At 71.8% G+C, this 22279-nt stretch carries 21 protein-coding genes; 14 read left to right on the forward strand and 7 right to left on the reverse strand.

Features of this window, described 5'->3' with window-relative positions:
• The first annotated feature begins 48 nt into the window (after positions 1-48).
• The 4 genes from hisG to ACZ5VC_RS28765 all read left to right on the forward strand — a co-directional run bounded on the left by hisG (position 49) and on the right by ACZ5VC_RS28765 (position 4175).
• Positions 49-897, forward strand: a complete 849-nt coding sequence (gene hisG / locus ACZ5VC_RS28750) for an ATP phosphoribosyltransferase (protein ID WP_469122893.1) — start codon at positions 49-51, stop codon at positions 895-897.
• Between the two features lie 16 nt (positions 898-913).
• Positions 914-1366, forward strand: coding sequence for a PH domain-containing protein (locus ACZ5VC_RS28755; protein ID WP_469122894.1), 453 nt, complete (start codon positions 914-916; stop codon positions 1364-1366).
• A gap of 254 nt (positions 1367-1620) precedes the next feature.
• Positions 1621-3087 (forward strand): hemolysin family protein, encoded by a 1467-nt coding sequence (locus ACZ5VC_RS28760; RefSeq protein WP_469122895.1) that lies wholly within the window; start codon positions 1621-1623, stop codon positions 3085-3087.
• Positions 3084-4175: a hemolysin family protein gene (locus ACZ5VC_RS28765; RefSeq protein WP_469122896.1), complete on the forward strand. Its 1092-nt coding sequence runs from the start codon at positions 3084-3086 to the stop codon at positions 4173-4175. Before ACZ5VC_RS28760 ends, ACZ5VC_RS28765 begins: the two co-directional genes overlap by 4 nt.
• A gap of 4 nt (positions 4176-4179) precedes the next feature.
• On the opposite strand, the gene ACZ5VC_RS28770 is transcribed toward ACZ5VC_RS28765, so the two are convergent.
• Positions 4180-6084 carry an AAA family ATPase gene (locus ACZ5VC_RS28770; protein ID WP_469122897.1) on the reverse strand — a complete coding sequence of 635 codons (1905 nt, stop codon included), beginning with the start codon at positions 6082-6084 and terminating at the stop codon, positions 4180-4182.
• Between the two features lie 373 nt (positions 6085-6457).
• Complete coding sequence (locus tag ACZ5VC_RS28775) at positions 6458-7087, reverse strand: uridine kinase family protein (RefSeq protein ID WP_469122898.1); 630 nt, start codon at positions 7085-7087, stop codon at positions 6458-6460.
• 186 nt (positions 7088-7273) lie between these two features.
• On the opposite strand from ACZ5VC_RS28775, the gene ACZ5VC_RS28780 reads away from it, so the two are divergent.
• Positions 7274-8662, forward strand: coding sequence for a peptidase C39 family protein (locus ACZ5VC_RS28780; RefSeq protein ID WP_469122899.1), 1389 nt, complete (start codon positions 7274-7276; stop codon positions 8660-8662).
• Between the two features lie 76 nt (positions 8663-8738).
• On the forward strand, positions 8739-8879 hold the full coding sequence (locus ACZ5VC_RS28785; protein ID WP_468713038.1) for an SCO1431 family membrane protein: 141 nt from the start codon (positions 8739-8741) through the stop codon (positions 8877-8879).
• A gap of 34 nt (positions 8880-8913) precedes the next feature.
• On the opposite strand, the gene ACZ5VC_RS28790 is transcribed toward ACZ5VC_RS28785, so the two are convergent.
• From ACZ5VC_RS28790 to ACZ5VC_RS28800, 3 genes are read right to left on the reverse strand one after another with little or no spacing between them, the layout of a single operon-like run.
• On the reverse strand, positions 8914-9786 hold the full coding sequence (locus ACZ5VC_RS28790; protein ID WP_469122900.1) for a hypothetical protein: 873 nt from the start codon (positions 9784-9786) through the stop codon (positions 8914-8916).
• 10 nt (positions 9787-9796) lie between these two features.
• A complete protein-coding gene (locus ACZ5VC_RS28795; protein WP_469122901.1) occupies positions 9797-10720 on the reverse strand; it encodes a DUF6114 domain-containing protein in 924 nt (307 codons plus the stop codon).
• Positions 10711-11232, reverse strand: coding sequence for a DUF6230 family protein (locus tag ACZ5VC_RS28800; protein ID WP_469122954.1), 522 nt, complete (start codon positions 11230-11232; stop codon positions 10711-10713). The genes ACZ5VC_RS28795 and ACZ5VC_RS28800 overlap by 10 nt, the downstream gene beginning before the upstream one ends.
• A gap of 170 nt (positions 11233-11402) precedes the next feature.
• Between ACZ5VC_RS28800 and ACZ5VC_RS28805 the strand changes: the two genes are divergently transcribed.
• Positions 11403-12035, forward strand: coding sequence for a TetR/AcrR family transcriptional regulator (locus tag ACZ5VC_RS28805; protein WP_469122902.1), 633 nt, complete (start codon positions 11403-11405; stop codon positions 12033-12035).
• A gap of 47 nt (positions 12036-12082) precedes the next feature.
• Here ACZ5VC_RS28805 and ACZ5VC_RS28810 read toward each other — a convergent pair whose 3' ends face one another.
• Positions 12083-13366 (reverse strand): glycoside hydrolase family 18 protein, encoded by a 1284-nt coding sequence (locus tag ACZ5VC_RS28810; protein ID WP_469122903.1) that lies wholly within the window; start codon positions 13364-13366, stop codon positions 12083-12085.
• Positions 13367-13700: 334 nt separating this feature from the next.
• On the opposite strand from ACZ5VC_RS28810, the gene ACZ5VC_RS28815 reads away from it, so the two are divergent.
• From ACZ5VC_RS28815 to ACZ5VC_RS28825, 3 genes are all read left to right on the forward strand, one after another.
• A complete protein-coding gene (locus tag ACZ5VC_RS28815) occupies positions 13701-14873 on the forward strand; it encodes an acyl-CoA dehydrogenase family protein (RefSeq protein WP_469122904.1) in 1173 nt (390 codons plus the stop codon).
• A 401-nt stretch (positions 14874-15274) separates the two neighbouring features.
• Positions 15275-16393: an Rv3169 family protein gene (locus ACZ5VC_RS28820; RefSeq protein WP_469122955.1), complete on the forward strand. Its 1119-nt coding sequence runs from the start codon at positions 15275-15277 to the stop codon at positions 16391-16393.
• A 29-nt stretch (positions 16394-16422) separates the two neighbouring features.
• Complete coding sequence (locus ACZ5VC_RS28825; protein ID WP_469122905.1) at positions 16423-17493, forward strand: phosphotransferase family protein; 1071 nt, start codon at positions 16423-16425, stop codon at positions 17491-17493.
• Positions 17494-17502: 9 nt separating this feature from the next.
• Here ACZ5VC_RS28825 and ACZ5VC_RS28830 read toward each other — a convergent pair whose 3' ends face one another.
• A complete protein-coding gene (locus ACZ5VC_RS28830; protein ID WP_469122906.1) occupies positions 17503-17907 on the reverse strand; it encodes a hypothetical protein in 405 nt (134 codons plus the stop codon).
• A gap of 216 nt (positions 17908-18123) precedes the next feature.
• Between ACZ5VC_RS28830 and ACZ5VC_RS28835 the strand changes: the two genes are divergently transcribed.
• The 4 genes from ACZ5VC_RS28835 to fxsA all read left to right on the forward strand — a co-directional run bounded on the left by ACZ5VC_RS28835 (position 18124) and on the right by fxsA (position 22142).
• Positions 18124-18564 carry an Lrp/AsnC family transcriptional regulator gene (locus ACZ5VC_RS28835; RefSeq protein ID WP_393649683.1) on the forward strand — a complete coding sequence of 147 codons (441 nt, stop codon included), beginning with the start codon at positions 18124-18126 and terminating at the stop codon, positions 18562-18564.
• Positions 18565-18574: 10 nt separating this feature from the next.
• Positions 18575-20185, forward strand: coding sequence for an amidohydrolase (locus ACZ5VC_RS28840; RefSeq protein WP_469122907.1), 1611 nt, complete (start codon positions 18575-18577; stop codon positions 20183-20185).
• A gap of 552 nt (positions 20186-20737) precedes the next feature.
• Positions 20738-21517, forward strand: coding sequence for a polyprenol monophosphomannose synthase (locus tag ACZ5VC_RS28845; protein WP_469122908.1), 780 nt, complete (start codon positions 20738-20740; stop codon positions 21515-21517).
• Positions 21518-21563: 46 nt separating this feature from the next.
• Complete coding sequence (fxsA, locus tag ACZ5VC_RS28850) at positions 21564-22142, forward strand: FxsA family membrane protein (RefSeq protein ID WP_469122909.1); 579 nt, start codon at positions 21564-21566, stop codon at positions 22140-22142.
• The last annotated feature ends 137 nt before the right edge of the window (positions 22143-22279 follow it).

Genomic DNA, 22279 nt, shown 5'->3' on the forward strand with positions numbered 1-22279 from the left:
CACCACCCCGCAACGCCCCGGCACTCCCACGCGAAGGAAGCTCACCTCATGCTGCGCATCGCCGTCCCCAACAAGGGTTCACTGTCCGGACCTGCGTCGGCGATGCTCCATGAGGCCGGCTACCAGCAGCGCAAGGAGTCCAAGGAGCTGGTGCTGGTCGACCCGGAGAACGAGGTCGAGTTCTTCTACCTCCGCCCCCGCGACATCGCCATCTACGTCAGCTCCGGCAAGCTCGACATCGGCATCACCGGCCGCGACCTGCTGCTCGACTCCGGCGCCAGCGCCGAGGAGATCCTGCAGCTCGGCTTCGCCCGCTCCACCTTCCGCTACGCCACCAAGCCGGGCACGGCCAAGGGCCCCGCGGACTTCGGCGGGATGACGATCGCCACCTCGTACGAGGGCATCGTCGCCAAGCACCTCGCCGACCAGGGGATCGACGCCTCCGTCGTCCACCTCGACGGCGCCGTCGAGACCGCGATCGAGCTCGGTGTCGCCCAGGTCATCGCCGATGTGGTGGAGACCGGCACCTCGCTGCGCAACGCCGGCCTCGAGGTCATCGGCGAGCCGATCCTCAAGTCCGAGGCGGTCGTCATCCGGCGCACCGGAGCCCCCGCCGACGACCCGAAGGTGGGCCAGTTCCTGCGCCGCCTCCAGGGCGTCCTGGTCGCCCGCAGCTACGTGATGATGGACTACGACTGCCGCGCCGAGCACCTCGAGCAGGCCGTCGCCCTCACCCCCGGCCTGGAGTCGCCGACGGTCTCCCCGCTGCACAACGAGGGCTGGGTCGCCGTGCGCGCCATGGTCCCCGCCAAGGAAGCGCAGCGGATCATGGACGACCTGTACGAGCTCGGTGCCCGCGCCATCCTGACGACGGCCATCCACGCCTGCCGGCTCTGAAGGACCGGGACCACCGATGTCACAGACCTCCCTCCCCGCTCTCCCGGTCACCTTCCGGCCGACCCGCACCCGGGCCGTCCTGCTGACCGTGGGGGCGGCGATGTTCGCCGTCATCACCGCCGTCGCGCTCATGCTGGAGAAGCTCGGTCCGGGGGAGCGCGCCAGCTTCATCCTCACGGCGGCGGTCTTCTTCGGCGTCCTGGCGCTGCTGAGCCGCCCCAAGGTCGTCGCGGACGACAGCGGCGTCACCGTGGTCAACATCACCCGGACACGCCGACTGGCCTGGGCGGAAATCCTGCGCGTCAACCTACGCCCGGGTGACCCCTGGGTGTTCCTCGACCTCAGCGACGGCACCAGCATGCCCGCCCTCGGCATCCAGCCCGGTGTCGCCAAGCAGCAGGCCATCCGGGACGCCCGCGCGCTGCGGGCACTCGCGGACAGCCGCGGCACCGGCGCCGAGAACCAGTAGCGCCCGCCCGACCCCACCGACCCCGCCGTCCGCCCGGACAGGACCCCAGGTCCCCCGGACGGGCGTCGACCCCCTGCCGTGGCCGGCGCCGCCGTGATTACTCTTGTCACGGTGGCGCCGAGCGCGCCCCGCTCCGCACCAACCGGCCACGCACCAAGGCCCGCGGGGCACCTGCGACCCGAGGAGTGACTCCCTCCAGCAATGGACGGATCGTCCGGTAGTACCTGCGCCGCCACCTCCCAGGAGTCGGCGGCATGATCATCCCCGTTCTGCTGCTCGCCGCGGCATTCCTTCTGATTCTCGCCAACGGCTTCTTCGTGGCAGCCGAGTTCGGCCTCGTCACCGTCGAACGCGCGGACGCCGAGCGGGCCGCCGCCGGCGGCGACCGCCGCGCCCATGGTGTCGTCAAGGCCCTCCGGGAGCTGTCCTTCCAGCTCTCCGGCACCCAGCTCGGCATCACCCTCACCTCCCTCGTCACCGGCATGCTCGCCGAGCCCGCCCTCGCCGGGCTCCTCCACGGACCGCTGACCGCCACGGGCCTGCCCGCCGGCGCCGTCTCCGGTATCGCCGTGGTGATCGGTATGCTGCTCGCCTCCGCCGTCCAGATGGTGATCGGCGAGCTCGTCCCGAAGAACTGGGCGGTGTCCAGGCCCCTTCAGGTGGCGCGGTTCGTCGCCGTCCCGCAGCAGCTGTTCTCGTCCGCGTTCCGGCCGGTGATCACGCTGCTCAACACGGTCGCCAACCGGCTCGTCAGGCTGCTCGGCGTCGAGCCCACCGACGAACTGGCCTCCGCGCGGACGCCCGGCGAGCTGGTCTCCCTGGCCCGCCACTCGGCGCAGGCCGGCGCCCTGGAACAGGACACCGCCGACCTGTTCGTCCGCACCCTCACGCTCGGCGGACTCACCGCCCAGCACCTCATGACCCCTCGGGTGAAGGTCAGCGCGCTCCGGTCCGACGCGACCGCCGCCGACGTCCTCAACCTGACCCGGGCGACCGGCCTTTCGCGCTTCCCGGTCTACCGGACCCGGATCGACGAGATCGTCGGCATGGTCCACCTCAAGGACGCGCTCGCCGTCCCCCGGCACGAGCGGCTGCGCACCCCCGTGGGTCCGATCGCCGTTCCGCCGCTGCTCGTCCCCGAGTCCCTCCCGGCGCAGCAGCTCCTGGAACGGCTGCGCGCCGAACAGCCCATCGCGGTCGTCGTCGACGAGTACGGCGGCACCGCGGGCGTGGTCACCCTGGAGGACATCGTCGAGGAGCTCGTCGGTGAGGTCCGCGACGAGCACGACGGCGACGGCGACGCCCGCCCGGAGCTGGCCGCCGTCGCCGCCGAGGACGGCCACGCCGCGTGGGAGGCCGACGGCAGCTGCCGCGTCCATACCCTGCGCCGGATAGGACTCGACGTGCCCGACGGCCCCTACGAGACCGTCGCCGGGCTCGTCGCCGATCTGCTCGGCCGCATTCCCGCACCCGGTGACCGGGCGGAACTGCCCGGCTGGCGCCTGTCCGTCCGCCAGGTCGACCGCTACCGCGCGGAGCGGGTCCGCCTGGTGCGCACCACCGGCGCCCCTGCCGCGGACACCCCGGACGCCCGGGAGACCCCGGACGCCCCGGACACCCCGGGCGCCCCGGAGACCTCGGACTCTCCGCACACTCCGGAGACCTCGGACACCCGCGCCACCGGCACCCGGCGCGCTCCTGTCGCGGAGGCGACCCGATGAGCGTGCTCCAACTCCTCTTCGCAGCCCTGCTGGTGATCGCCAACGGGTTCTTCGTCGGCGCCGAGTTCGCCCTCGTCTCCGTACGCCGCAGCCAGATCGAGCCGCTCGGCACCAAGCGGGCCCGGCAGGTGCTGTACGGCCTGGAGAACCTGCCCCAGATGATGGCGGCGGCGCAGTTCGGCATCACCGTCTGCTCCCTCACCCTCGGCGCGGTCGCCGAGCCGACGGTCGCGCACCTTCTGGAACCGGTCTTCCACGCGGCTCACCTGCCCGAGGGGCTCATCCACCCGCTCGGCTTCGTCCTGGCCCTCGCCCTGGTCGTCTTCCTCCATCTCGTCATCGGCGAGATGGTGCCCAAGAACCTGGCCATGGCGGCACCGGAGCGGACCGCGCTCCTGCTCAGCCCCGGTCTGGTCGGCTTCGCCCGGATGTGCCGTCCGGTGACCACCGCGCTCGACGCCTGCGCCCGGCTGGTCCTCAAGCTGTTCCGGGTCGAGCCCAAGGACGAGGTGGAGGCGGTCTTCACCAGCGACCAGCTCGGCCGGCTCGTCGAGGACGCCGGTCAGGCCGGACTACTCGACCCCGGGGAGCAGGAGCGCCTGGAGGACGCGCTGGAGCTGGGCAGCCGCCCGGTGACCGATGTGCTCATCGGCCGCTCGTCGCTGGTCACGGTCACGCCGGCCGTCACCCCGCGCCAGGTCGAGGAGCTGACCGTGCGCACCGGCTACTCCCGCTTCCCGGTGTGTGCCGAGGGCGGCGGCACCTTCATGGGATTCCTCCACGTCAAGGACGTGCTGGACCTGGAGGACGGCGAACGGGCCGTGCCCCAGCACATCTGGCGCCCGATGGCGACCCTGCGCGCCGAGCTGCCGCTGGACGACGCGCTGACTGTGATGCAGCGCGCGGCCACGCACCTGGCGCAGGTGGCGGACGCGTCGGGCCGCGTGCTCGGTCTGGTCGCGCTGGAGGACGTCCTCGAGATGCTGGTCGGCGAGGTCCGCGACCCCGCCCACCGTGCGCACCGCCCGCCGGCCCCCCTCGTCACCGAGCCGCGCTCTGCCCCGGCGGAGGGGGTCCTGGCGCGCTGACGGGTCAGATCCCCGGCGGTTCCTGCGGGCCGCGGTCCACCGGACCGCGGCCCGACAGCACCTCGCCGTAGGCCTGCATCAGATCCGCCAGCCGGAGCGTGGCAAGATCGTCCCGGGTCGGCTCCACCGCGTAGCCCGACAGTCTCAGATCCCGGTACGCGCACGACTTCTCGTACAGCGTGCGCAGGAAGCGGCCGTTGCCGAGTTCGTCGATCCAGCCCTGGTCCACCACGTGGCCGCTGATCGAGCGCAGCTCGTCCAGGGCCTCCTCGTCCCACCGGTCGCCGTTCTCCGCGGCCAGTACCTCGCCGATCGCGGTGAGCTCCAGCGGGCGGTACGAGGGGAAGTCGACCCGGGTGGTGAAGCGTGACGAGAGTCCGGGGTTGGTGGCGAGGAGCCGGTCCATGCCCTCCGGATAGCCGGCCAGGATCACCACCAGATGGTTCCGGTTGTCCTCGGCGCGCTTCAGCAGCACCTGCAGGGCCTCGTCGCCGTAGGCGTCGCCCTTGCTGTAGCCGGTGTTGGACAGCGCGTACGCCTCGTCGACGAACAGCACCCCGCCGAGCGCCGAGTCGATCAGCTCATTGGCCTTGACCGCGGTCTGGCCCAGGAACTCGCCCACCAGATCGGCGCGCTGGGCCTCGACCAGATGGTCCCCGCCGAGCAGTCCGAGGGCGTAGAAGACCCGGCCGAGGATCCTGGCGACGGTGGTCTTCCCGGTGCCCGAGGGGCCGGAGAAGACAAAGTGCCGTTTCGGCGGCTGTACGGGGAGCCCCTGGCCGGCTCTGAGCCGGGCCATCTCCAGCTGCGCGGACAACGCCTTGACCTGCCGCTTCACCGGCTCGAGACCCACCATCCGCTCCAGCTCGGCAAGGGCGGCGGCCAGCAGGACCGGGTCGGTGGGGCTGGCCGGGAAGCGTGGTGGCGCGGGCTGGACGGGGATGACGGCCTTCTCCCGCACCCGGTCCGGCGGCGCGGGCGGGGCCGGCGGGCCGGGAGCCGCGGCCGGCGGCTGTGCGTCGGTGCTGAGCCGCAGGCCCTCGCCGATCGGGGTGTCGAGGTCGGTCTGTCCGTCCGCTGTGTCCTGGCCGAACCCCGCCAGGGAGACGGCGGCGAGTCCGGCGGGGTCGTCGGTGCCCTCGAAGCCGTCGTACTCGGTGATCGCCGCGAGCCGGGCCGAGGTGTCCATGAAGGCGGGGTCGATCCGGTGCACGGCCCGGTACAGGGGGAGCGCCGCCGCGCTGCGGCCGGTGCCCTCATGGGCGCGGGCCAGCCAGTACCGAAGCTCCTTGCGCTGCGGCTGCTCACTGCGGCAGCGCATCAGCGCTGCCGAGAGCAGCGGCTCGGCCTGCCCGTACATTTCGAGCCGGACCCGGGCCATGCCGCCGAAGAGACCCGCCTCGATGCCGAGGAGCGGATCGTCGACGAGCGGTTCGGTGTGCCGTACGAGCTGCTCCCAGTCCTTGACCAGGTAGGCGCGGCAGGCGTGCAGAAAGCGGACGTGCGGATCGGCGTCGACCGGCGGCAGTCCGGCGAGCGCCCGGTCCAGCTCGGGAACATGGCGCCCGTCCAGCCAGTGCGAGGCGTGCGCCAGCAGCAGATCGCGCGGGCTCTCGAGGACCGGCTGCACCCACCAGCCCAGCCAGTACCAGGAGTTCAGGGTGCGGCGGTGCCGGGAGCGCTGTTCGCCGAAGCGGTCCCTGTTGTGGTACATCCGCAGGAGCGCGGTCGTCGTATCGACCCGTAACGCGTGCAGTCCGAGCCAGGCGTCCGCCATCGCGGGATCGTGCCGCACCGCGGTCCTGAACTCCTCCTCGGCCTGCGGATACGCGCCCATCGTGTAGGCGTCGACGCCGCGCAGCCAGGCGAGGTCGGCCGGGGCCTGTGCGCCCTGCGTGCCGATGTCCATCGGGTCCCCCACAAACCGTGCCCCCGTTGCTGTCCCGCCGGGCGGGCGCCCGCCGGAGCCGTACCCAACAGCGTTCTCGTGGACGGGCTTTGACCGCACCGAGCAGCATCGTACCTGCGCAGGGGGTGTGCGATTAAGGGCTCGGCACGGCCCGGCATCCGTTCCGGTGACGGTGACCCAGGGTGAGCGTGGGGTGTTCCGCGGCGGGCGGCGAGGGAGGGAAGGGGCGGAACGAAGCCCCCGATCACGGGGGAACAACCGGGGGCTTCGCGTCCGCGGCGGCTTCGAAAAGCCGCACATTGAGAACGTAAGACCTGTACGCCCCGTCGGTCAAGCAGAGTTGAGGGCTTCACGGAAGGTGAAGTCCGACTGGTCAGTATGGGGGCGAAACGCCGTCACGGTGAGTGATGGAGTGGTGCGGGGCTGCGGTCGCAGAAGGCCCTGGCAGCCACTCGTATCCCTCCTGGCACTCCCGTACCAGCGCATCGGCGAAGGGGCGGGACGGGTCCTCGGCGAAATGGCGGGTCTCCGCCACCGTCCAGCCGTCCCAGAACGCGGACTGCCCAGGTCCGTCCCGGTGGCGCCCACGCGCCCAGGACTCCTCGGGGCCGCGTTCCATCCACAGCAGCCGAGCCAGACGAGGCCGCAGGGCGCGCCGGCCGGCGCCGACTCCCTCGACGAGGACGACGGGGGCGGGCGGCAGCTCGCGCGGCGGCCCGAAGCGCCGCAGATTCCAGTCGTACGGGTGATAGTGCGCGCTTTCCCCCCTCGACAGCGGCTCGACCACCTGCGCCCGCATCCTCTCCGTCCACGAGAACAGCTCCTCGTGCGTCGCCAGGTCGTCCAGCCGCAGGACGGGCGCGCCGCCGAGCGCCGCCGCGAGCCGGCCGGCGAACGTGGACTTGCCCGAGCCGGCGTGACCGTCGACCGCGACCAGACGGACGGCACCGCACGAGGGAGGCAGCGCGCGGAGTTCGGCGGCACGGCGAGCGAGGTGGTCCATGGCGTCCACCCTACGAGGCGGCGTTCCGGGCGGTCGGCGCAGCCGCAGGTCATGCCACTGGTCGAGACCAATATTGGCCGCACGGCACACCGTCGAAGCGCTGGCAGAAGCCGCCCGCCAACCGCGATAGTTGGCCCACACCCGCCGTCCGACGCCTCATCCGTTCTCGACCGGGGGTCACCGCCCATGACCAGTTCCACCCCACGCAGAACCGTGCTGGCCGCTGCGCTCGCCGCCGCCGCGGGCATGGTCACGGCCACGACGGCCCCGTCCGTCGCCGCGACCCGCGAGCCCGCTCCCCCCGAGGGGAAGCCCGCGGGGCAGGCGCGCGCACCCGACAGCGCGGGCCTCGTCGACAACCACTTCTGGACCACGTGCACGCACTGGCGCAGTGGCGTCGCGGCCGGGACCGGCGCCGTCGCCGGGCGCCGCCCCGGGCTGGTGATCAGGACGCCCGCGGGGCGGCGCGACTACACCGACCCGCACACCGGCAAGACCTCCGCCTGGGAGTACGCGACCTGGACTTCCCCGACGCACGCCCCGTCGGTCCCGGCGAGCGAGGTCATCGCCTCCTGGAACGCGCACGCCCCCGCCGGCACCTGGATCCAGGTGGACCTGTGCGGCACCTACTCGGACGGCACCTCGACGCCCTGGTACGTGATGGGGCGCTGGGCCGCCGGGGACGGTGACATCCGCCGCACCTCCGTCGACGACCAGACCGACGGCAGGAGCACCATCTGGACGGACACGTTCTCGATCGATGCCGGTGCGGGCGGCCTGCGCCTGGTCGCGTACCGGCTGCGGCTCACCCTCCACCGCAAGCCCGGCACCACCCTCACGCCCACCGTGTGGCGGGTCGGCGCGATGGCGTCCGACATCCCGGACCGCTTCACGGTCCCGGCGTCCGTGCCCGGGCTCGTCCGGGAGCTGACCGTTCCGCGCTACTCGCAGAACACCCATGTCGGCCAGTACCCCGAGTACGACAACGGCGGCGAGGCGTGGTGCAGCCCCACCTCCTCGCAGATGATCGTCGAGTACTGGGGCCGCCGGCCCGCCGCCGCCGACCTGGCCTGGGTCAACCCGGCCTTCGCCGACCCGCAGGTCTGCCACGCGGCCCGCCGCACCTTCGACCACCAGTACAACGGCTGCGGGAACTGGCCCTTCAACGCCGCCTACGCGGCGACCTACGAGGACATGAGCGCGGTCGTGACCCGGCTGCGGTCGCTCACCGAGCTGGAGACCCTGGTCCGCGCGGGCATCCCGGCCATAACGTCCCAGTCCTTCCTCAAGACCGAGCTCACCGGCGCCGGCTACGGCACCTCGGGGCATCTGATGACCGTCATCGGGTTCACCGCCGACGGGGACGTGATCGCCAACGACCCGGCGTCGCCCAGCAACGACGCCGTGCGCCGGGTCTACCGCCGCCGGGAGTGGGAGAACATCTGGCTCCGCACCAAGCGCTACAACGCGAGCGGAAAGGTGGTCTCGGGCACGGGAGGCGTCTGCTACCTGTACTGGCCCGCCCGCCCCACGGCCGCCCAGCGCAAGGCCCTGGCCGCTGTCGGCATCAGCTGAGCGTCCCGCCGGGGCCCCGGGGGCAGTGACCGACGTCTCGCCCCCGGGGCCGTGTTCCCCTGGCACTGTGGAAGCCATGACCGCTACCACCGCTCCCGCCGCGCGGACCACGACCGGCGGCCCCGAGGAAGACGGCCCCAAGGTGCTGGAGCACATCCTGGGCTGGACACTCGTCGTCGTTCTGGCCATGTTCGTCACGCAGGCCGGGCTCATGTGACCGTGCGGGCCGGGGCGACCGGCCCGCACCGACGTCAGCCGTGCCCGGGGTCTGCCCGCCAGTGCCGGTCAGGGACGCCCACCATCGCGTACAGCCACCGCACCGGACTGCGGCGCGGCAGCAGCACCGAACCGGCAAGGAGCGCGAACAGCCCGAGGCCGAGCGGCCCGCCGAGCAGCCGCATCAGTACGCTCGCGCCGAGCGCGCCGAGGAACGGCAGGCCGTATACCCCGGCCGCCGCGATCCCGACCGCGATCACCCGCGGCACCCGGCGGTCCTCGTCGGCGCCCGGCAGCCGCCATCCCTCCACCAGCCAGCCGATCTCGGTCAGCAGCATCGTGCCGATGACGGCCGTCCCCAGCACCAGCAGGGCGAGGAAGGTGCCCGAGGTGAGGAAGTCGAGCACATGGTTGACGACGCTGTCGTCCGCCCAGTGCGCGTAAGCCCGCGCGTCCGTGCTGAGAAAGCGCCGGTAGCCGTTGCCGTCCCAGCCGTGGATCAGTGTGCCGAAGAGCAGGAAGTGGCCGCCGACGGTCTGCAGATAGGCCCAGTACCCGGCGCCCACCAGGACCAGCGCGCGGGCAGCGAGGAAGCCGAGCAGAGTGCCGACGACGATCCCACCCGCGTAGAGCAGTACGAACCCGGCCCAGAGCCCGTGATGCGCGGGCGCCACGTGCATCGTCGCCCAGGACGGGTTCTGCCAGAGCAGGAAGAGCCCGGTGGGCACGAGCAGTACCGCCGCGAAGAGCAGTGTCAGCGCCAGGTACGGGTTGGCGGCGTGGCTGCGGGTGCGGACGCCCTCCTCACGCACCGCTCGCTCCCACCACTGGAGCTGTCTGCCCGCCGAGAGCGCGAAGGTGGCACCGATCGCGTACGCCCAGAAGAGAGCCGCCTGGATCTGGATCATGACGTCTCCCTCATGAGGCCGAGAGCGTCAGCCCATCGGCCTCGATCACGTCCGAGGTGACCAGGGCCTGTTCGGCGGTGACGTCCGTCATGAAGACGAACGGGGGGACGACGGGCGGCACCGGAAGCCCGTCGGGGGTGAAGGTCAGGCAGAGCAGACCCTCCAGGCACCCGCTGAACCGCGTGAGATAGAGCGTGACGTCCCCGCTGAGGTCCAGGGAGTCGGCGCCCAGGGTGAGTTCGTCGCGTCCGTCGCGGGTGGTGAGCCGGTAGTCGGTCAGCGAGGCCGACCGCATCCGCAGCACCATGACCTTCACCGGTCCGTCGGCGCTCCGGACCTGCCGTACGCCGGCGAGGGTGAAGCCGTGCGGCGCGAAGCGGGTGGTGGTCACCGTCGGGGGAGTGCGCGGCACCTCGGGCGTGGCGCCGTCGTCCGCCTGCCGTGCCGGGCCGCCGAGTGTGGCGAGCAGGACGAGCGGCAGGCCCACCGCCAGCGTCCGCGGACCCTGCGTCTTCACGGGAAGGCCGTCCTCGCGCTCCGGTACGCGCGTCCAGCCGACGCCCATCGCGCTGCCCGCGATCCCGAGCCCCATCCCGACCAGGAACCCGCCGAGATTGGTCGCGGCGAAGGAGAGCACCGAGAGGATCAGCGCGTGGACGGACACATAGAGACGGGCCTGCGGCAGGAACCACAGGAAGAGGCCCGCCGTGATCAGACCGAGCCCGATGGCGATAGCCGCGATTCCGCCGATTCCCAGACTGACCAGCACGGTCAGCGGCGAGAGCGGCACCAGGAGCAGTTCGGCGCCGCCCAGGACCAGCAGCAGTCCGGCCCAGAAGGGCCGGGTCCGCCGCCAGGCGCGCAGCCGGCGGCGGAGGTCCGGCAGCGGCAGCCGCTCGTCGAGCCACCTCGTGCGCGGCCGGGTCAGAAGCACTTCTTGCCGCCGATGCTCACATCGACCTTCATCCCCTTCAGCCGGAAGTTCCCGCCGGTCGCGGACCAGGCGTGCGACTTCACGCCCAGGACCTCGATGTCCCCGGCCTGGAGACCGAACTTCCCGCGTTCGCCCTTGACCCCCTCCACCTCGTCGAGGGTGGAGGCGTCCCGGCCGATCTGCGCGGTGCCGAAGCGGGCGTCGCCGACCAGGTCCTCGCCGTCGATCACCAGATTGCTTGCGGTCACCTCGCCCGCCTCGCCGCCGGCCGTCAGCTTGAAGACGACCTTGCCGACCGGGGTGTCCACCTCGGCGGCCTGGCAGATGTCGCTGAGCCGGGCGTCGCCGATGCCGAGCAGCGCGACCGGATGGCCCTTGCCGTCGGCGGACCTGTCGGTGTGGACGTACGAGGCGAGGCCCTGGCTCGTCAGCTTGCCGGACGAGACCTGGAAGCTCGAACCGGAGACCGCGAAGGAGGCGGCGAGCGCCCCTTCGGCCATCACCGACGCCATGACGCCGACCGCGAGCACGGCCGGCAGGGCCACGGTGGCGGTCTTCTTCCAGGACGTTCTTCCCGTACTGTGCCGGGGCGTCAACGCCCCTGAAGATGCGCTCACTTGACCCTCCCGTACGTCTGCCATACTGCGGGGACTGTCGTGGCAGTGGGAGACTAGGGCTCGATTTGAATAATAGTCAACAGCGCGGGACGACCGAACGATCCCAGGCGCGGCGCTCCGAACTCATCGCAACGGGACGGAAGTTGTTCGCCGACACGTCGTACGACGCGCTGTCCGTGGATGACATCGCCAAGCACGCGGGAGTCGCCAAGGGGCTGATCTACTACTACTTCAAGAACAAACGCGGTTACTACCTCGCCATCGTCGAGGAGTCGGTCGCCGAACTGGTCGCCCGCGCCTCCAGCGACACCGATCTGCCGCGCCGGGAACGGGTGGAGCGAACGGTCGACGCCTATCTGCGCTACGCCCAGAACCATCAGGCGGCCTATCGGACCATCGTGACCGGCGGCGTCGGCTTCGACACCCAGGTGCAGGCGATCCGTGACGCCGTCCGCCAGGAGCTGATCGCCACGATCGCGGAGGGCGCCTACGGCCGCCGGGAGATCCCCCGCCTGGCCCGGCTCGCGCTCCTCGGCTGGCTCAGCAGTGTCGAGGGCATCACGCTCGACTGGCTGGAGGACCAGGAACCCGACCGGGCGACGGTGTGCGCGCTGTTGGTGAGGCTGCTGAGCAACACCCTGGCCACCATCGAGGAGTACGTACCGCAGTGCCCGGCTCCGGAGCCGGCCGGGGCATGACGAAGGGGCGGGGACCCCCTCGTGGCCCCCGCCCCTCCTTGGACGCCTCAGTTGATCGCCTTGATCAGCTCCCCGGCCGAGGTGTCACCGCTGAGCTCCCAGAAGAAGGTGCCGCCCAGCGCCTGCTGGTTCTTGTAGGTCATCTTCCCGGCGATGGTCGCCGGGGTGTCGTAGCTCCACCAGTTGGTGCCGCAGTGGGCGTACGCCGTCCCGCCGACCGTCCCTCCCCCAGACTTCGTCCAGGAGGCGCCCCCAACGGGGCACTTGGTCTTGAGGACCTTGTAGTCGTCGATGCCCTGCTCGTACGTCCCCGCCGCGGGCCCGGTCGCGGTGCCGCCCGGCGCCTTCTGCGTCACGCCGGTCCAGCCGCGCCCGTAGAAGCCGATGCCGAGCAGCAGCTTCTGCGAGGGGATGCCGAGGCCCTTGAGCTTCTTGATCGTGGCGTCCGTGTTGAAGCCCTGCTGCGGGATGCCGCTGTAGGACGTCAGAGGGGAGTGCGGGGCCGTGGGGCCCTTGGCGGCCCAGGCGCCGAAGAAGTCGTAGGTCATCGGGTTGTACCAGTCGACGTACTGAGCGGCGCCCGCGTAGTCCGTGGCGTCGATCTTGCCGCCGCTGCTCGCGTCCGCGGTGATCGCCGCCGTCACCAGGTTCCCGCCGCCGAACCTCGCGCGGAGCGCGGCCATCACCTTCTTGAAGGCGTCCCGGCCGCTGGTGTCGCAGGAGAGGCCGCAGGCGTTGGGGTACTCCCAGTCGATGTCGATGCCGTCGAAGACATCGGCCCAGCGGGGGTCCTCTACCAGGCTGTAGCAGGACTGGGCGAAGGCCGCCGGGTTGCGGGCCGCCTCGGTGAACCCGCCGGACCAGGTCCAGCCGCCGAACGACCAGATCACCTTGAGGTTCGGATGCTTGGCCTTCAGCTTGCGCAGCTGGTTGAAGTTGCCGGCCAGCGGCTGGTCCCAGGTGTCGGCCCTGCCGTCGACGGACTGGGCGGCGGTGTACGTCTTCTGGTAGTCGGCGTACGCGTCCCCGATCGCGCACTTCCCGCCCGTGACATTGCCGAAGGCGTAGTTGATATGGGTCAGCTTGGCGCCGGACCCCGAGGTCTCGATGTTTTTGACATGGTAATTGCGGTCGTAGACACCCCAGTTGGTGAAGTATCCGACGACCTTCGAGCCGGCTGCCCGCGCTCCGGCCGTGGCGGCTGGCGCTTGCGACTGCGACGTCGCTCCGGCCGTCGCGGTGCCGGTGAGGCCCAGCAGTCCCGCGCCGAGAACGGCGGTACAGGCGGCGGCGACGAGGGTGCGGAGGCGGGTCGAGTGGGGTCCGTGCATGGTGTCTCCTCGTGGGGGAGGGAGAGCGAGTGGGGGGCATGCGCCGAGGGTGTGGCATGAACGCGGCAACGCGTCCGTGGGAACCGTAGAAGGACTAGACCAGTGGGGTCAATGGTGCGGACCAATTTCGCGGCACCCTCGAGCCCGGCCCTGTCCGATACGTCCACCCCGTGACGGGAGCCCGCCGATCGGGCATACTCAACCCGCCACAGCCGCTGGTCAGCCACTTCCGTGATCCGGGAAGGCAGCATCGGCGCAGTAGTGAGACCCGGCGGCGCCGCTCAACCCTTCGCGCGCGCCCGCCGTAGCGCCCGACAGGGAGGAGAGCGCCGCAATGCCCGACCGCGCCCCGCAGCCGGTGGAACGACAGCTGCCCACCGAGGAATCCAGGGATCTCGTCGCTCTGGTACGCGACATGATCCAGCGAGAGATCGCACCCCGCGCGGCCGAGGAGGAGGAAGCCGGGCATTTCCCCCGCGAGGTCTTCTCCCTGCTCTCCGAATCGGGACTGCTCGGTCTGCCCTACGACTCCGCGTACGGCGGCGGGGACCAGCCGTACGAGGTCTATCTCCAGGTACTCGAAGAACTCGCCGCCGCCCGGCTCACGGTCGGCCTCGGCGTCAGCGTGCACTCCCTCTCCTGTCACGCCCTCGCCGGTTACGGCAGCAAGCAGCAGCAGTCGGACCATCTGCCCGCCATGCTCGGCGGCGGACTGCTCGGCGCGTACTGCCTCTCGGAACCGGCCTCGGGCTCGGACGCCGCGTCCCTGCGCACCAAGGCCGTGCGCGACGGTGACGACTGGATCATCACCGGCACCAAGGCGTGGATCACTCATGGCGGAGTCGCCGACTTCTACACCGTGCTCGCCCGCACCGGCGGTGAGGGAGCGCGGGGGATCACCGCGTTCCTGGTCCCCGGCGACGCGGAGGGACTGACCGCGGCCGCGCCCGAGAAGAAGATGGGTATGAAGGGCTCGCCCACCGCCCAGCTGCACTTCGACGGCGTACGGGTCCCCGACGCGCGCCGGATCGGTGAGGAGGGCCAGGGTTTCGCGATCGCGCTCTCGGCGCTCGACTCCGGGCGGCTCGGGATCGCCGCGTGCGCCGTCGGTGTCGCGCAGGCGGCGCTGGACGAAGCGGTCGCGTACGCCACCGGGCGGCAGCAGTTCGGCCACCCCATCGCGGACTTCCAGGGGCTGCGCTTCATGCTGGCGGACATGGCCACGCGGCTCGAGGCAGGCCGTGCGCTGTATCTGGCGGCGGCGCGGCTGCGGGACGCGGGCCGGCCCTTCTCCAGGGAGGCGGCGATGGCCAAGCTGTTCTGCACCGACGCGGCGATGCAGGTGACGACCGACGCTGTCCAGGTGCTCGGCGGCTACGGCTACACCGCGGACTTCCCGGTCGAGCGCTATATGCGCGAGGCCAAGGTGCTGCAGATCGTCGAGGGCACCAACCAGATCCAGCGCATGGTCATCGCCCGTCACCTTCTGGGGCCGGAGTCCCGCTGACCCGGGAGGCCCGGTCCGCCCAGGCGGGGGCCGTCGTGAGCCGGTTCCACTCCGGATCGCGGCGGCCCGGCAGTGTTCTGCCGTCGCTGGCCCACTGGTGGAGCATGACCTGGTAGATCGGCGGATCGGGCGGCTGCGGAACCGATTCTTCGAAGCCGGGCGTCGTCAGGCGCCGCCGGCCGTGGCCGCCCGTGGAGTAGAGCGTTTTCATGCCGGGCCCAACGTGACCCGCCGCGCCCGGGTCACCCCCCGGCGCATTCGAGCGCCAGTTCGCTGCCTACCCGGTCGCACACCTCCCGGTGCCCCGCGCCCCCTGTGGATGATCCGCGCACGCGAGTATGGCCTCCCGAAGGGTTTCTGACGTACCGTCAACTTCCCTTTCCGAGCAGGAGGCAGGCGTGCTGGACGACCGACCGATCGCCCTCGACGAGTACCCTGTGCACCAGGCACCGCTGTCGATGAAGCACCACGTCAGCGGCGACCGCAACGCCTACGACCGCTGCATCTTCCATGTCTTCGACCACAGCGGCCGCGCCCTGCTCATCGCCGGCCTCGGGGTCTACCCCAACACGGGCGTCATCGACGCCTACGCCACCCTCCGTGTCGGGGACCGGCTGCACGCCGTCCGCGCGTCCGACGCGCTCGGCGACGACCGGCTCGACCTCTCCGTCGGCCCGCTGCGCATCACCGTCGACGAGCCCCTGAAGAGGCTCACCCTGCACTGCGACGCCGACCCGGACGACCCGGACTCCCTCGCGTACGACGTCACCTGGGCCGCAGCCTTCCCGGCCGTCTGGGAACCCCACCACACCCAGCGCCGGGGCGACCGCCTCACCCTCGAAGGGCGCCGCTTCGTCCAGGCCGGCAGCTGCACCGGCGTCATCCGGGTGGGCGGCGAGGAGATACCCGTGACGCCGGGGGAGTGGACCGGCACCCGCGACCGCAGCTGGGGCGTGCGCCCCATCCCCGGCGAAGAGCCGGGCCGCGCCGAGGAGTTCCGCCCCGAGGGATTCCACTGGCTCTGGATCCCCATGCGTTTCGAGGACCGGTTCCTGATGGTGATCGCCCAGGAGGACGCCGACGGCTACCGGACCCTCAACGAAGCCGTTCTCGTACGCAACGGGCAGCGCGACACCCAACTCGGCTGGCCCCGCACCGACATCACCTACCGGCCCGGCTCCCGCGACCCCGAGCGCGCCGTCATCCACCTCACCGACCAGAGCGGCGCGCCCCTGGAGATCGGCGTCGACATCCTCGCCTCCTCCCCGCTCGCCGTGGGCGCCGGCTACCCGCCCGCCACCGACTGGCAGCACGGCACCTGGCAGGGCCGCGGCTGGAGCGACCGCCGCGTCTACGACCTCTCCGACCCGGCCGCCCACCCGATGGCCGCCTTCGGCGTCACCGACCACGCCGCCCGCTTCACGCTCGACGGCCGGACCGGACACGGGATCTTCGAGCACGGTTCCTTCGGCCGCCACGACCCGAGCGGCTTCAAGGACTACACGTCCACCGCCGACTGACGCCGACCAGACGAGCGAGGCAACCGAGAATGGCCACGGCCCCCCGTCCCCGCACCTCCACCCGCGACCCCGAGGAACTGGCCCGCCGGCTGACCGTCTGGCTGGAGCACCGTCTGCCCGGCGCGAAGGTCTCGGGTCTGAGGGTCCCCGAGTCCAACGGCATGTCCAGCGAGACCCTGCTCTTCGACATCGACCACCCCGAACCGCCCGTACGCGCCTGCGCGTTGCGCCTCGCCGCCGACCCCGAGGCGTACACGATCTTCCCCGTCTACGATCTGCGGACCCAGTACACGACGATGCGCGACGTCGCCAGACACACGGACCTGCCCGTGCCGCGCGTGCTCTGGCTGGAGGAGGACCCCGCCCCCCTCGGCGCGCCCTTCTTCCTCATGGAACGGGTGGAGGGCCGCGTACCGCCCGACGTCATGCCCTACACGTACGAGGGGAACTGGCTCCACGCCGCCACCGACGCCGAACGGGCCGCCCTGGAAGAGGCCACCCTCTCCCTGATAGCCCGGCTGCACGACCAGTACCCGGCCGGACCCGTCGAGGGCAGTGCGCTGCGCCGCCATGTCCGGGCACAACGCGACTACTACGCCTGGGTCGTCGACGGACTGCCGCGCTCACCGCTCATCGAGAGCGCCTTCGACCGGCTGGAGACCCTGTGGCCCGCCGACGAGGGCACCGCCGTCCTCAACTGGGGCGACGCCCGCATCGGCAACATCATCTACGACGGCTTCGAGCCCGCCGCCGTGCTCGACTGGGAGATGGCGGCACTAGCCCCGCGCGAGGTGGACCTCGGCTGGACCGTCTATCTGCACCGCTTCTTCCAGGACCTGACCGTCGGCTTCGGACAGCCGGGCCTGCCCGACTTCCTCCGCCGCGAACAGGTGGAGCGCAGATACGCGGAACTCACCGGGCACACCCCGCGCGACATGGATTTCTACACCCTCTACGCGGCCCTGCGGCACGCCATCGTGATGCTGCGCGTGGCCTACCGCCAGGTCCACTTCAACGAGGTGAGCGTGCCGGAGAACCCGGACACGATGATCCTGCACCATGCCGAGCTGGCCGCCATGGTGCGGGGAACGTACTGGTAGGGCGAGGGCTCAGGCCGCGCGCCGCATCGGCGGCACCCTGAGGGGACGCGAGCCCGGACCGCCGACGTGCGAGAAGGGCTGCGTCCGCCAGTCGAGTCCCTGGGGGAGCGTCAGCAGCAGCGCCGTGTCCTGCTCGAGGACCTCGAGCGTCTCGTCCGCCGGACGCGCGTCCGAGGCGGCGCGGCCCGTGCCGGCACAGACCGTCAGGACGAACGGGTTCCACGGCGTCGGGCACAGCGCGTGCTCGGGGAGCCGGTCCTCGTCCGCCAGCAGCGCGATCGGCTGGGCGCAGTCCGGGCAGATGACCCGGAACATCTCAAAAGTGTCGTACGCGTCGAGTTCGTCGGACTCTTCGGTGTCGACGGAACTGACAGGCTCCGGTTCAGTACGTCCGGTGCGCTTCACGCTCTGCATGGGAATCTCCCCCTCGGGTGGGCCGATCAGGCACTCGTGGCCTCGACCAAAGCAAGCACTTCCCTTCGCGCGCGCCGGATAACCGTGAGGTCACGGCCGACTGCGGTCCCATGCCTGTGGTCTTCGTCACATGCCCGTCGCAGATGCCCCGCAGATGCCCGTTCCGGCTCGTCTGTGACTGTGCCGTTTCCCCTCCGGGGCAATAGGTTGATCGGCATGGAGGAGCTGGATCGTCAGATCGTTGAATTGCTCGTCAAGGACGGGCGCATGAGCTACACCGACCTGGGCAAGGCCACGGGCCTGTCCACGTCGGCGGTTCATCAGCGCGTACGCAGGCTGGAGCAGCGCGGGGTGATCCGGGGCTACGCCGCGGTCGTCGACCCCGAGGCCGTCGGCCTGCCCCTGACCGCCTTCATCTCGGTGAAGCCGTTCGACCCCAGCGCCCCCGACGACACCCCGGACCGGCTCGCCGACATCCCCGAGATCGAGGCCTGCCACAGCGTCGCCGGCGAGGAGAACTACATCCTCAAGGTCCGTGTCGCCACCCCGCTCGAGCTGGAACACCTGCTCACCCGGATCCGCACCCAGGCCGGAGTCTCCAGCCGCACGACGGTCGTCCTCTCGACCCCGTACGAAGCCCGGCCGCCGCGAATCTAGGCTGGTCACCATGACCGAGAGCGAACACCGCACCGTGCTGCTGCGCGGTGGAGACGTCCACAGCCCCGCCGACCCCTTCGCCACCGCCATGGTGGTGGAACGCGGCCATGTCGCCTGGGTGGGCTCCGAGGGCGCCGCCGACGCGTTCGCCTCCGGTGTGGACGAGGTCATCGACCTCGAAGGCGCCCTGGTCACTCCCGCCTTCGTGGACGCCCACGTCCACACCACCGCCACCGGTCTGGCCCTCACCGGCCTCGACCTCACCGGCGCCGCGTCGCTCGCAGAGGCGGCGGAGCGCATCCGCGCCTACGCCACCGCCCGCCCCGCCGACCGGATCCTCATCGGGCACGGCTGGGACGCCTCCCGCTGGCCGGAGGGGCGCCCGCCGAGGCGCGACGAACTGGACGAACTCACCGGCGGCCGGCCCCTCTACCTCACCCGCGTCGACGTCCACTCGGCCGTCGCCACCACCGCCCTGCTCGACCTCGTGCCGGACATCCGCTCCACCTCCGGCTACCGCGACGGCGAACCCCTCACCGGCGACGCCCACCACGCCGTCCGCGCCGCCGCCTACGCCGCGCTCTCGCCCCAGCAGCGGACCGACGCCCAGCGCGCCGCCCTGCGGCACGCCGCCTCCCTCGGCATCGGAACGATCCACGAGTGCGGCGGTCCCGACATCTCCTCCGAGGACGACTTCACCGGACTGTTGAAGACAGCCACCCAGGAGGCGGGGCCCCGCGTCGTGGGCTACTGGGCCGATCTCGACGTCACCCGCGCCCGTGCCCTCGGCGCCCTGGGCGCGGCCGGAGACCTCTTCGCCGACGGCTCCCTCGGCTCGCACACCGCCTGCCTCCATGAGCCCTACGCCGACGCGGCCCACACCGGCGCGGCGCACCTCGACGCGGCCGCCGTCGCCGCCCATGTCGTCGCCTGCACCGAGGCGGGCCTCCAGGCCGGCTTCCACGCCATCGGCGACGCCGCCGTCACCGCCGTCGTCGACGGCATCCGCGCCGCCGCCGAGAAGCTCGGCCTCGCCCGCGTCCGGGCCGCCCGGCACCGCGTCGAGCACGCCGAGATGCTCACTCCCGAGACCATCGCCGCCTTCGCCGAACTCGGCCTCACCGCCTCCGTGCAGCCCGCCTTCGACGCGGCCTGGGGCGGCGACGAGGGCATGTACGCCGAGCGCCTCGGCGTCGAGCGGGCCCGCACGCTCAACCCGTACGCGGCCCTGCTGCGTACCGGCGTCCCGCTCGCCTTCGGCTCGGACAGCCCCGTGACGCCGCTGGATCCTTGGGGAACCGTCCGCGCCGCCGCCTTCCACCGCACACCCGAGCACCGGATCTCGGTGCGTGCCGCCTTCACCGCCCACACCCGTGGCGGCTGGCGGGCCATCGGCCGCGACGACGCGGGCGTCCTCGTGCCCGGCGCCCCGGCCGACTACGCACTCTGGAGCGCCGACGAACTGGTCGTCCAGGCGCCGGACGACCGGGTGGCCCGCTGGTCGACCGACCCCCGCTCCGGAACGCCCGGCCTGCCGGACCTCACCCCCGGCGGCGAACTCCCCGTCTGTCTGCGCACGGTGGTCTCCGGGCAAACGGTTTTCGTGCGGCCGAACGCATGACATAGGGGCATTTCGTACCGCCGATCGATGCCCGCACGGCTCCTCCACGCACTCCGGAACCTCCCCGCTGACCAGGCGGTATGGATCATCACCGCAGGTCGTACGACTGTTGACAGCGAGGCGCCAGGGGCCGGTAGGTTCGGCCGAGTCCACCACAGGACGTCCGACCGGTCGAGCTTCCACGCAGTCGTCGAACGCCGCTGGGTCATGGGGTGGTGTGCCGCACCGGCGCACCATCACCGGGAGCCAGGTTCAGCGCCCGCGCCTCGGGGGCGAGGGAAGGTTTCTTCCGGATGGGGGTCCCCCCTGCTCCCTCAGGAGCTCGGGAAGGATGCGACCCGGGTGGGGCCCGGACGTTCAGTAGACAACGGCTCTCGGTCGACCCGCAGCCAGCGGGTCCCAGGTCGGCCCGAAGGACACCGGGCCCCGATCCGCAGTTCCGCCGCACGGCGCCAGATCCGTCCGCACGGCGCCCGAACACCGTGCCGCCGCGGCGCCGCCCCGGAGGCTCGCTATGGTGGGCTTCTGCGTACGGACGTCAAAGGGGCAGTAGTGAACGACGGTGGCCAGAGGCGATACGGCCCGCTCGGCAGAGCCTTGGTGATCATCCCCACCTACAACGAGGCCGAGAACATCAAGCCCGTCGTCGCCCGGGTGCGCAAGGCCGTTCCCGATGCCCACATCCTCGTCGCCGACGACAACAGCCCCGACGGCACGGGCAAGCTGGCCGACGAGCTGGCGGCCGAGGACGACCACGTCCACGTCCTGCACCGCAAGGGCAAGGAAGGTCTCGGCGCGGCCTACCTGGCCGGCTTCCGCTGGGGCATCGAGAACGACTACGGCGTCCTCGTCGAGATGGACGCCGACGGCTCCCACCAGCCCGAGGAGCTGCCCCGGCTGCTCACCGCCCTCAAGGGCGCCGACCTCGTCCTCGGCTCCCGCTGGGTGCCCGGCGGCCGGACCGTCAACTGGCCCAAGTCCCGCCAGTTCATCTCCCGGGGCGGCAGCCTCTACTCGCGGATCCTGCTCGACGTCCCGATCCGCGACGTCACCGGCGGCTACCGCGCCTTCCGCGCCGAGACCCTGGAGGGCCTCGGTCTCGACGACGTGGCCTCGGCCGGCTACTGCTTCCAGGTGGACCTGGCCCGCCGAGCCGTCGGCGCCGGATTCCATGTGGTGGAGGTGCCGATCACCTTCGTCGAGCGCGAGCACGGCGACTCCAAGATGAGCCGGGACATCCTCGTCGAGGCGCTGTGGCGGGTCACCGGCTGGGGCATCACCGCGCGGGCGAACCGTCTGCTCGGCAGGGGTTCCTCCAAGCCGTCCGCCTGATCACCTCTTTACGCCGCCCCGGCGGACCGGCGGGCACACTGGGAGCATGACGACCGGCCCCACCGCCCCCTCGCCCGCCCGCAAGCGCTCACGCGCCCGCACCCTCGTTCCCCTCGGCGTCGCCGCATGGCTGGTGCTCGAGATCTGGTTGCTCACCCTCGTCGCCGGCGCGGCCGGCGGCTTCGCCGTGCTCGGCCTGCTCGTCGCGGGCGTCGTCCTCGGTGCGGCGGTGGTCAAGAAGGCGGGCCGGCGCGCCTTCCGCTCCCTCACCGAGACGCTCCAGCGGCAGCAGTCGGGACTCGCGCCCGCCCAGGACCCCAAGAGCACCGGAAACGGTCTGCTGATGCTCGGTGGTCTGCTGCTGATGCTGCCGGGCCTGATCTCGGACGTACTGGGTCTGCTGCTGCTCCTGCCGCCCGTCCGCACGGTGGTCGGCCGGTACGCGCAGAAGACGCTGGACCGCACGATGCGCGGCGCCGTTCCCGGCGGCCTCGGCGGCGCCTTCCAGCAGGCCCGTACGTACCGCCCGGACGGCAAGGTCGTCCAGGGCGAGGTGATCCGTGAGAACGAGCCGGGCGGTCCTCGCGGCGGAACCGGGGACTCGCGGCCGCCCCTCACCCCATGAGCGTCACCCCGGGCACGGGGGAGCGCGCTTGACGGCACGCGAAAGAGCCGCGGGGGGGGGGGGGGGGGAGGGGGGGGGGGAGGGAGGGGAGGGGGGGGGGGGGGGTGGTGGGGGGGTGGGGGGGGGGGGGGGCGGCG

This window comes from Streptomyces sp. NPDC033174 (genome assembly GCF_055577795.1).

Excerpts from the sequence above, each read along its gene's own strand:
- ACZ5VC_RS28830 (WP_469122906.1), bottom strand. The coding sequence starts at position 17,907 with ATGCAGAGCGTGAAGCGCACCGGACGTACTGAACCGGAGCCTGTCAGT.
- ACZ5VC_RS28835 (WP_393649683.1), top strand. The coding sequence starts at position 18,124 with ATGGAGGAGCTGGATCGTCAGATCGTTGAATTGCTCGTCAAGGACGGG.
- ACZ5VC_RS28810 (WP_469122903.1), bottom strand. The coding sequence starts at position 13,366 with ATGCACGGACCCCACTCGACCCGCCTCCGCACCCTCGTCGCCGCCGCC.
- ACZ5VC_RS28775 (WP_469122898.1), bottom strand. The coding sequence starts at position 7,087 with ATGGACCACCTCGCTCGCCGTGCCGCCGAACTCCGCGCGCTGCCTCCC.
- ACZ5VC_RS28765 (WP_469122896.1), top strand. The coding sequence starts at position 3,084 with ATGAGCGTGCTCCAACTCCTCTTCGCAGCCCTGCTGGTGATCGCCAAC.
- fxsA (WP_469122909.1), top strand. The coding sequence starts at position 21,564 with ATGACGACCGGCCCCACCGCCCCCTCGCCCGCCCGCAAGCGCTCACGC.
- ACZ5VC_RS28785 (WP_468713038.1), top strand. The coding sequence starts at position 8,739 with ATGACCGCTACCACCGCTCCCGCCGCGCGGACCACGACCGGCGGCCCC.
- ACZ5VC_RS28800 (WP_469122954.1), bottom strand. The coding sequence starts at position 11,232 with ATGGCGTCGGTGATGGCCGAAGGGGCGCTCGCCGCCTCCTTCGCGGTC.
- ACZ5VC_RS28755 (WP_469122894.1), top strand. The coding sequence starts at position 914 with ATGTCACAGACCTCCCTCCCCGCTCTCCCGGTCACCTTCCGGCCGACC.
- hisG (WP_469122893.1), top strand. The coding sequence starts at position 49 with ATGCTGCGCATCGCCGTCCCCAACAAGGGTTCACTGTCCGGACCTGCG.
- ACZ5VC_RS28780 (WP_469122899.1), top strand. The coding sequence starts at position 7,274 with ATGACCAGTTCCACCCCACGCAGAACCGTGCTGGCCGCTGCGCTCGCC.
- ACZ5VC_RS28760 (WP_469122895.1), top strand. The coding sequence starts at position 1,621 with ATGATCATCCCCGTTCTGCTGCTCGCCGCGGCATTCCTTCTGATTCTC.
- ACZ5VC_RS28815 (WP_469122904.1), top strand. The coding sequence starts at position 13,701 with ATGCCCGACCGCGCCCCGCAGCCGGTGGAACGACAGCTGCCCACCGAG.
- ACZ5VC_RS28825 (WP_469122905.1), top strand. The coding sequence starts at position 16,423 with ATGGCCACGGCCCCCCGTCCCCGCACCTCCACCCGCGACCCCGAGGAA.
- ACZ5VC_RS28790 (WP_469122900.1), bottom strand. The coding sequence starts at position 9,786 with ATGATCCAGATCCAGGCGGCTCTCTTCTGGGCGTACGCGATCGGTGCC.
- ACZ5VC_RS28770 (WP_469122897.1), bottom strand. The coding sequence starts at position 6,084 with ATGGACATCGGCACGCAGGGCGCACAGGCCCCGGCCGACCTCGCCTGG.
- ACZ5VC_RS28840 (WP_469122907.1), top strand. The coding sequence starts at position 18,575 with ATGACCGAGAGCGAACACCGCACCGTGCTGCTGCGCGGTGGAGACGTC.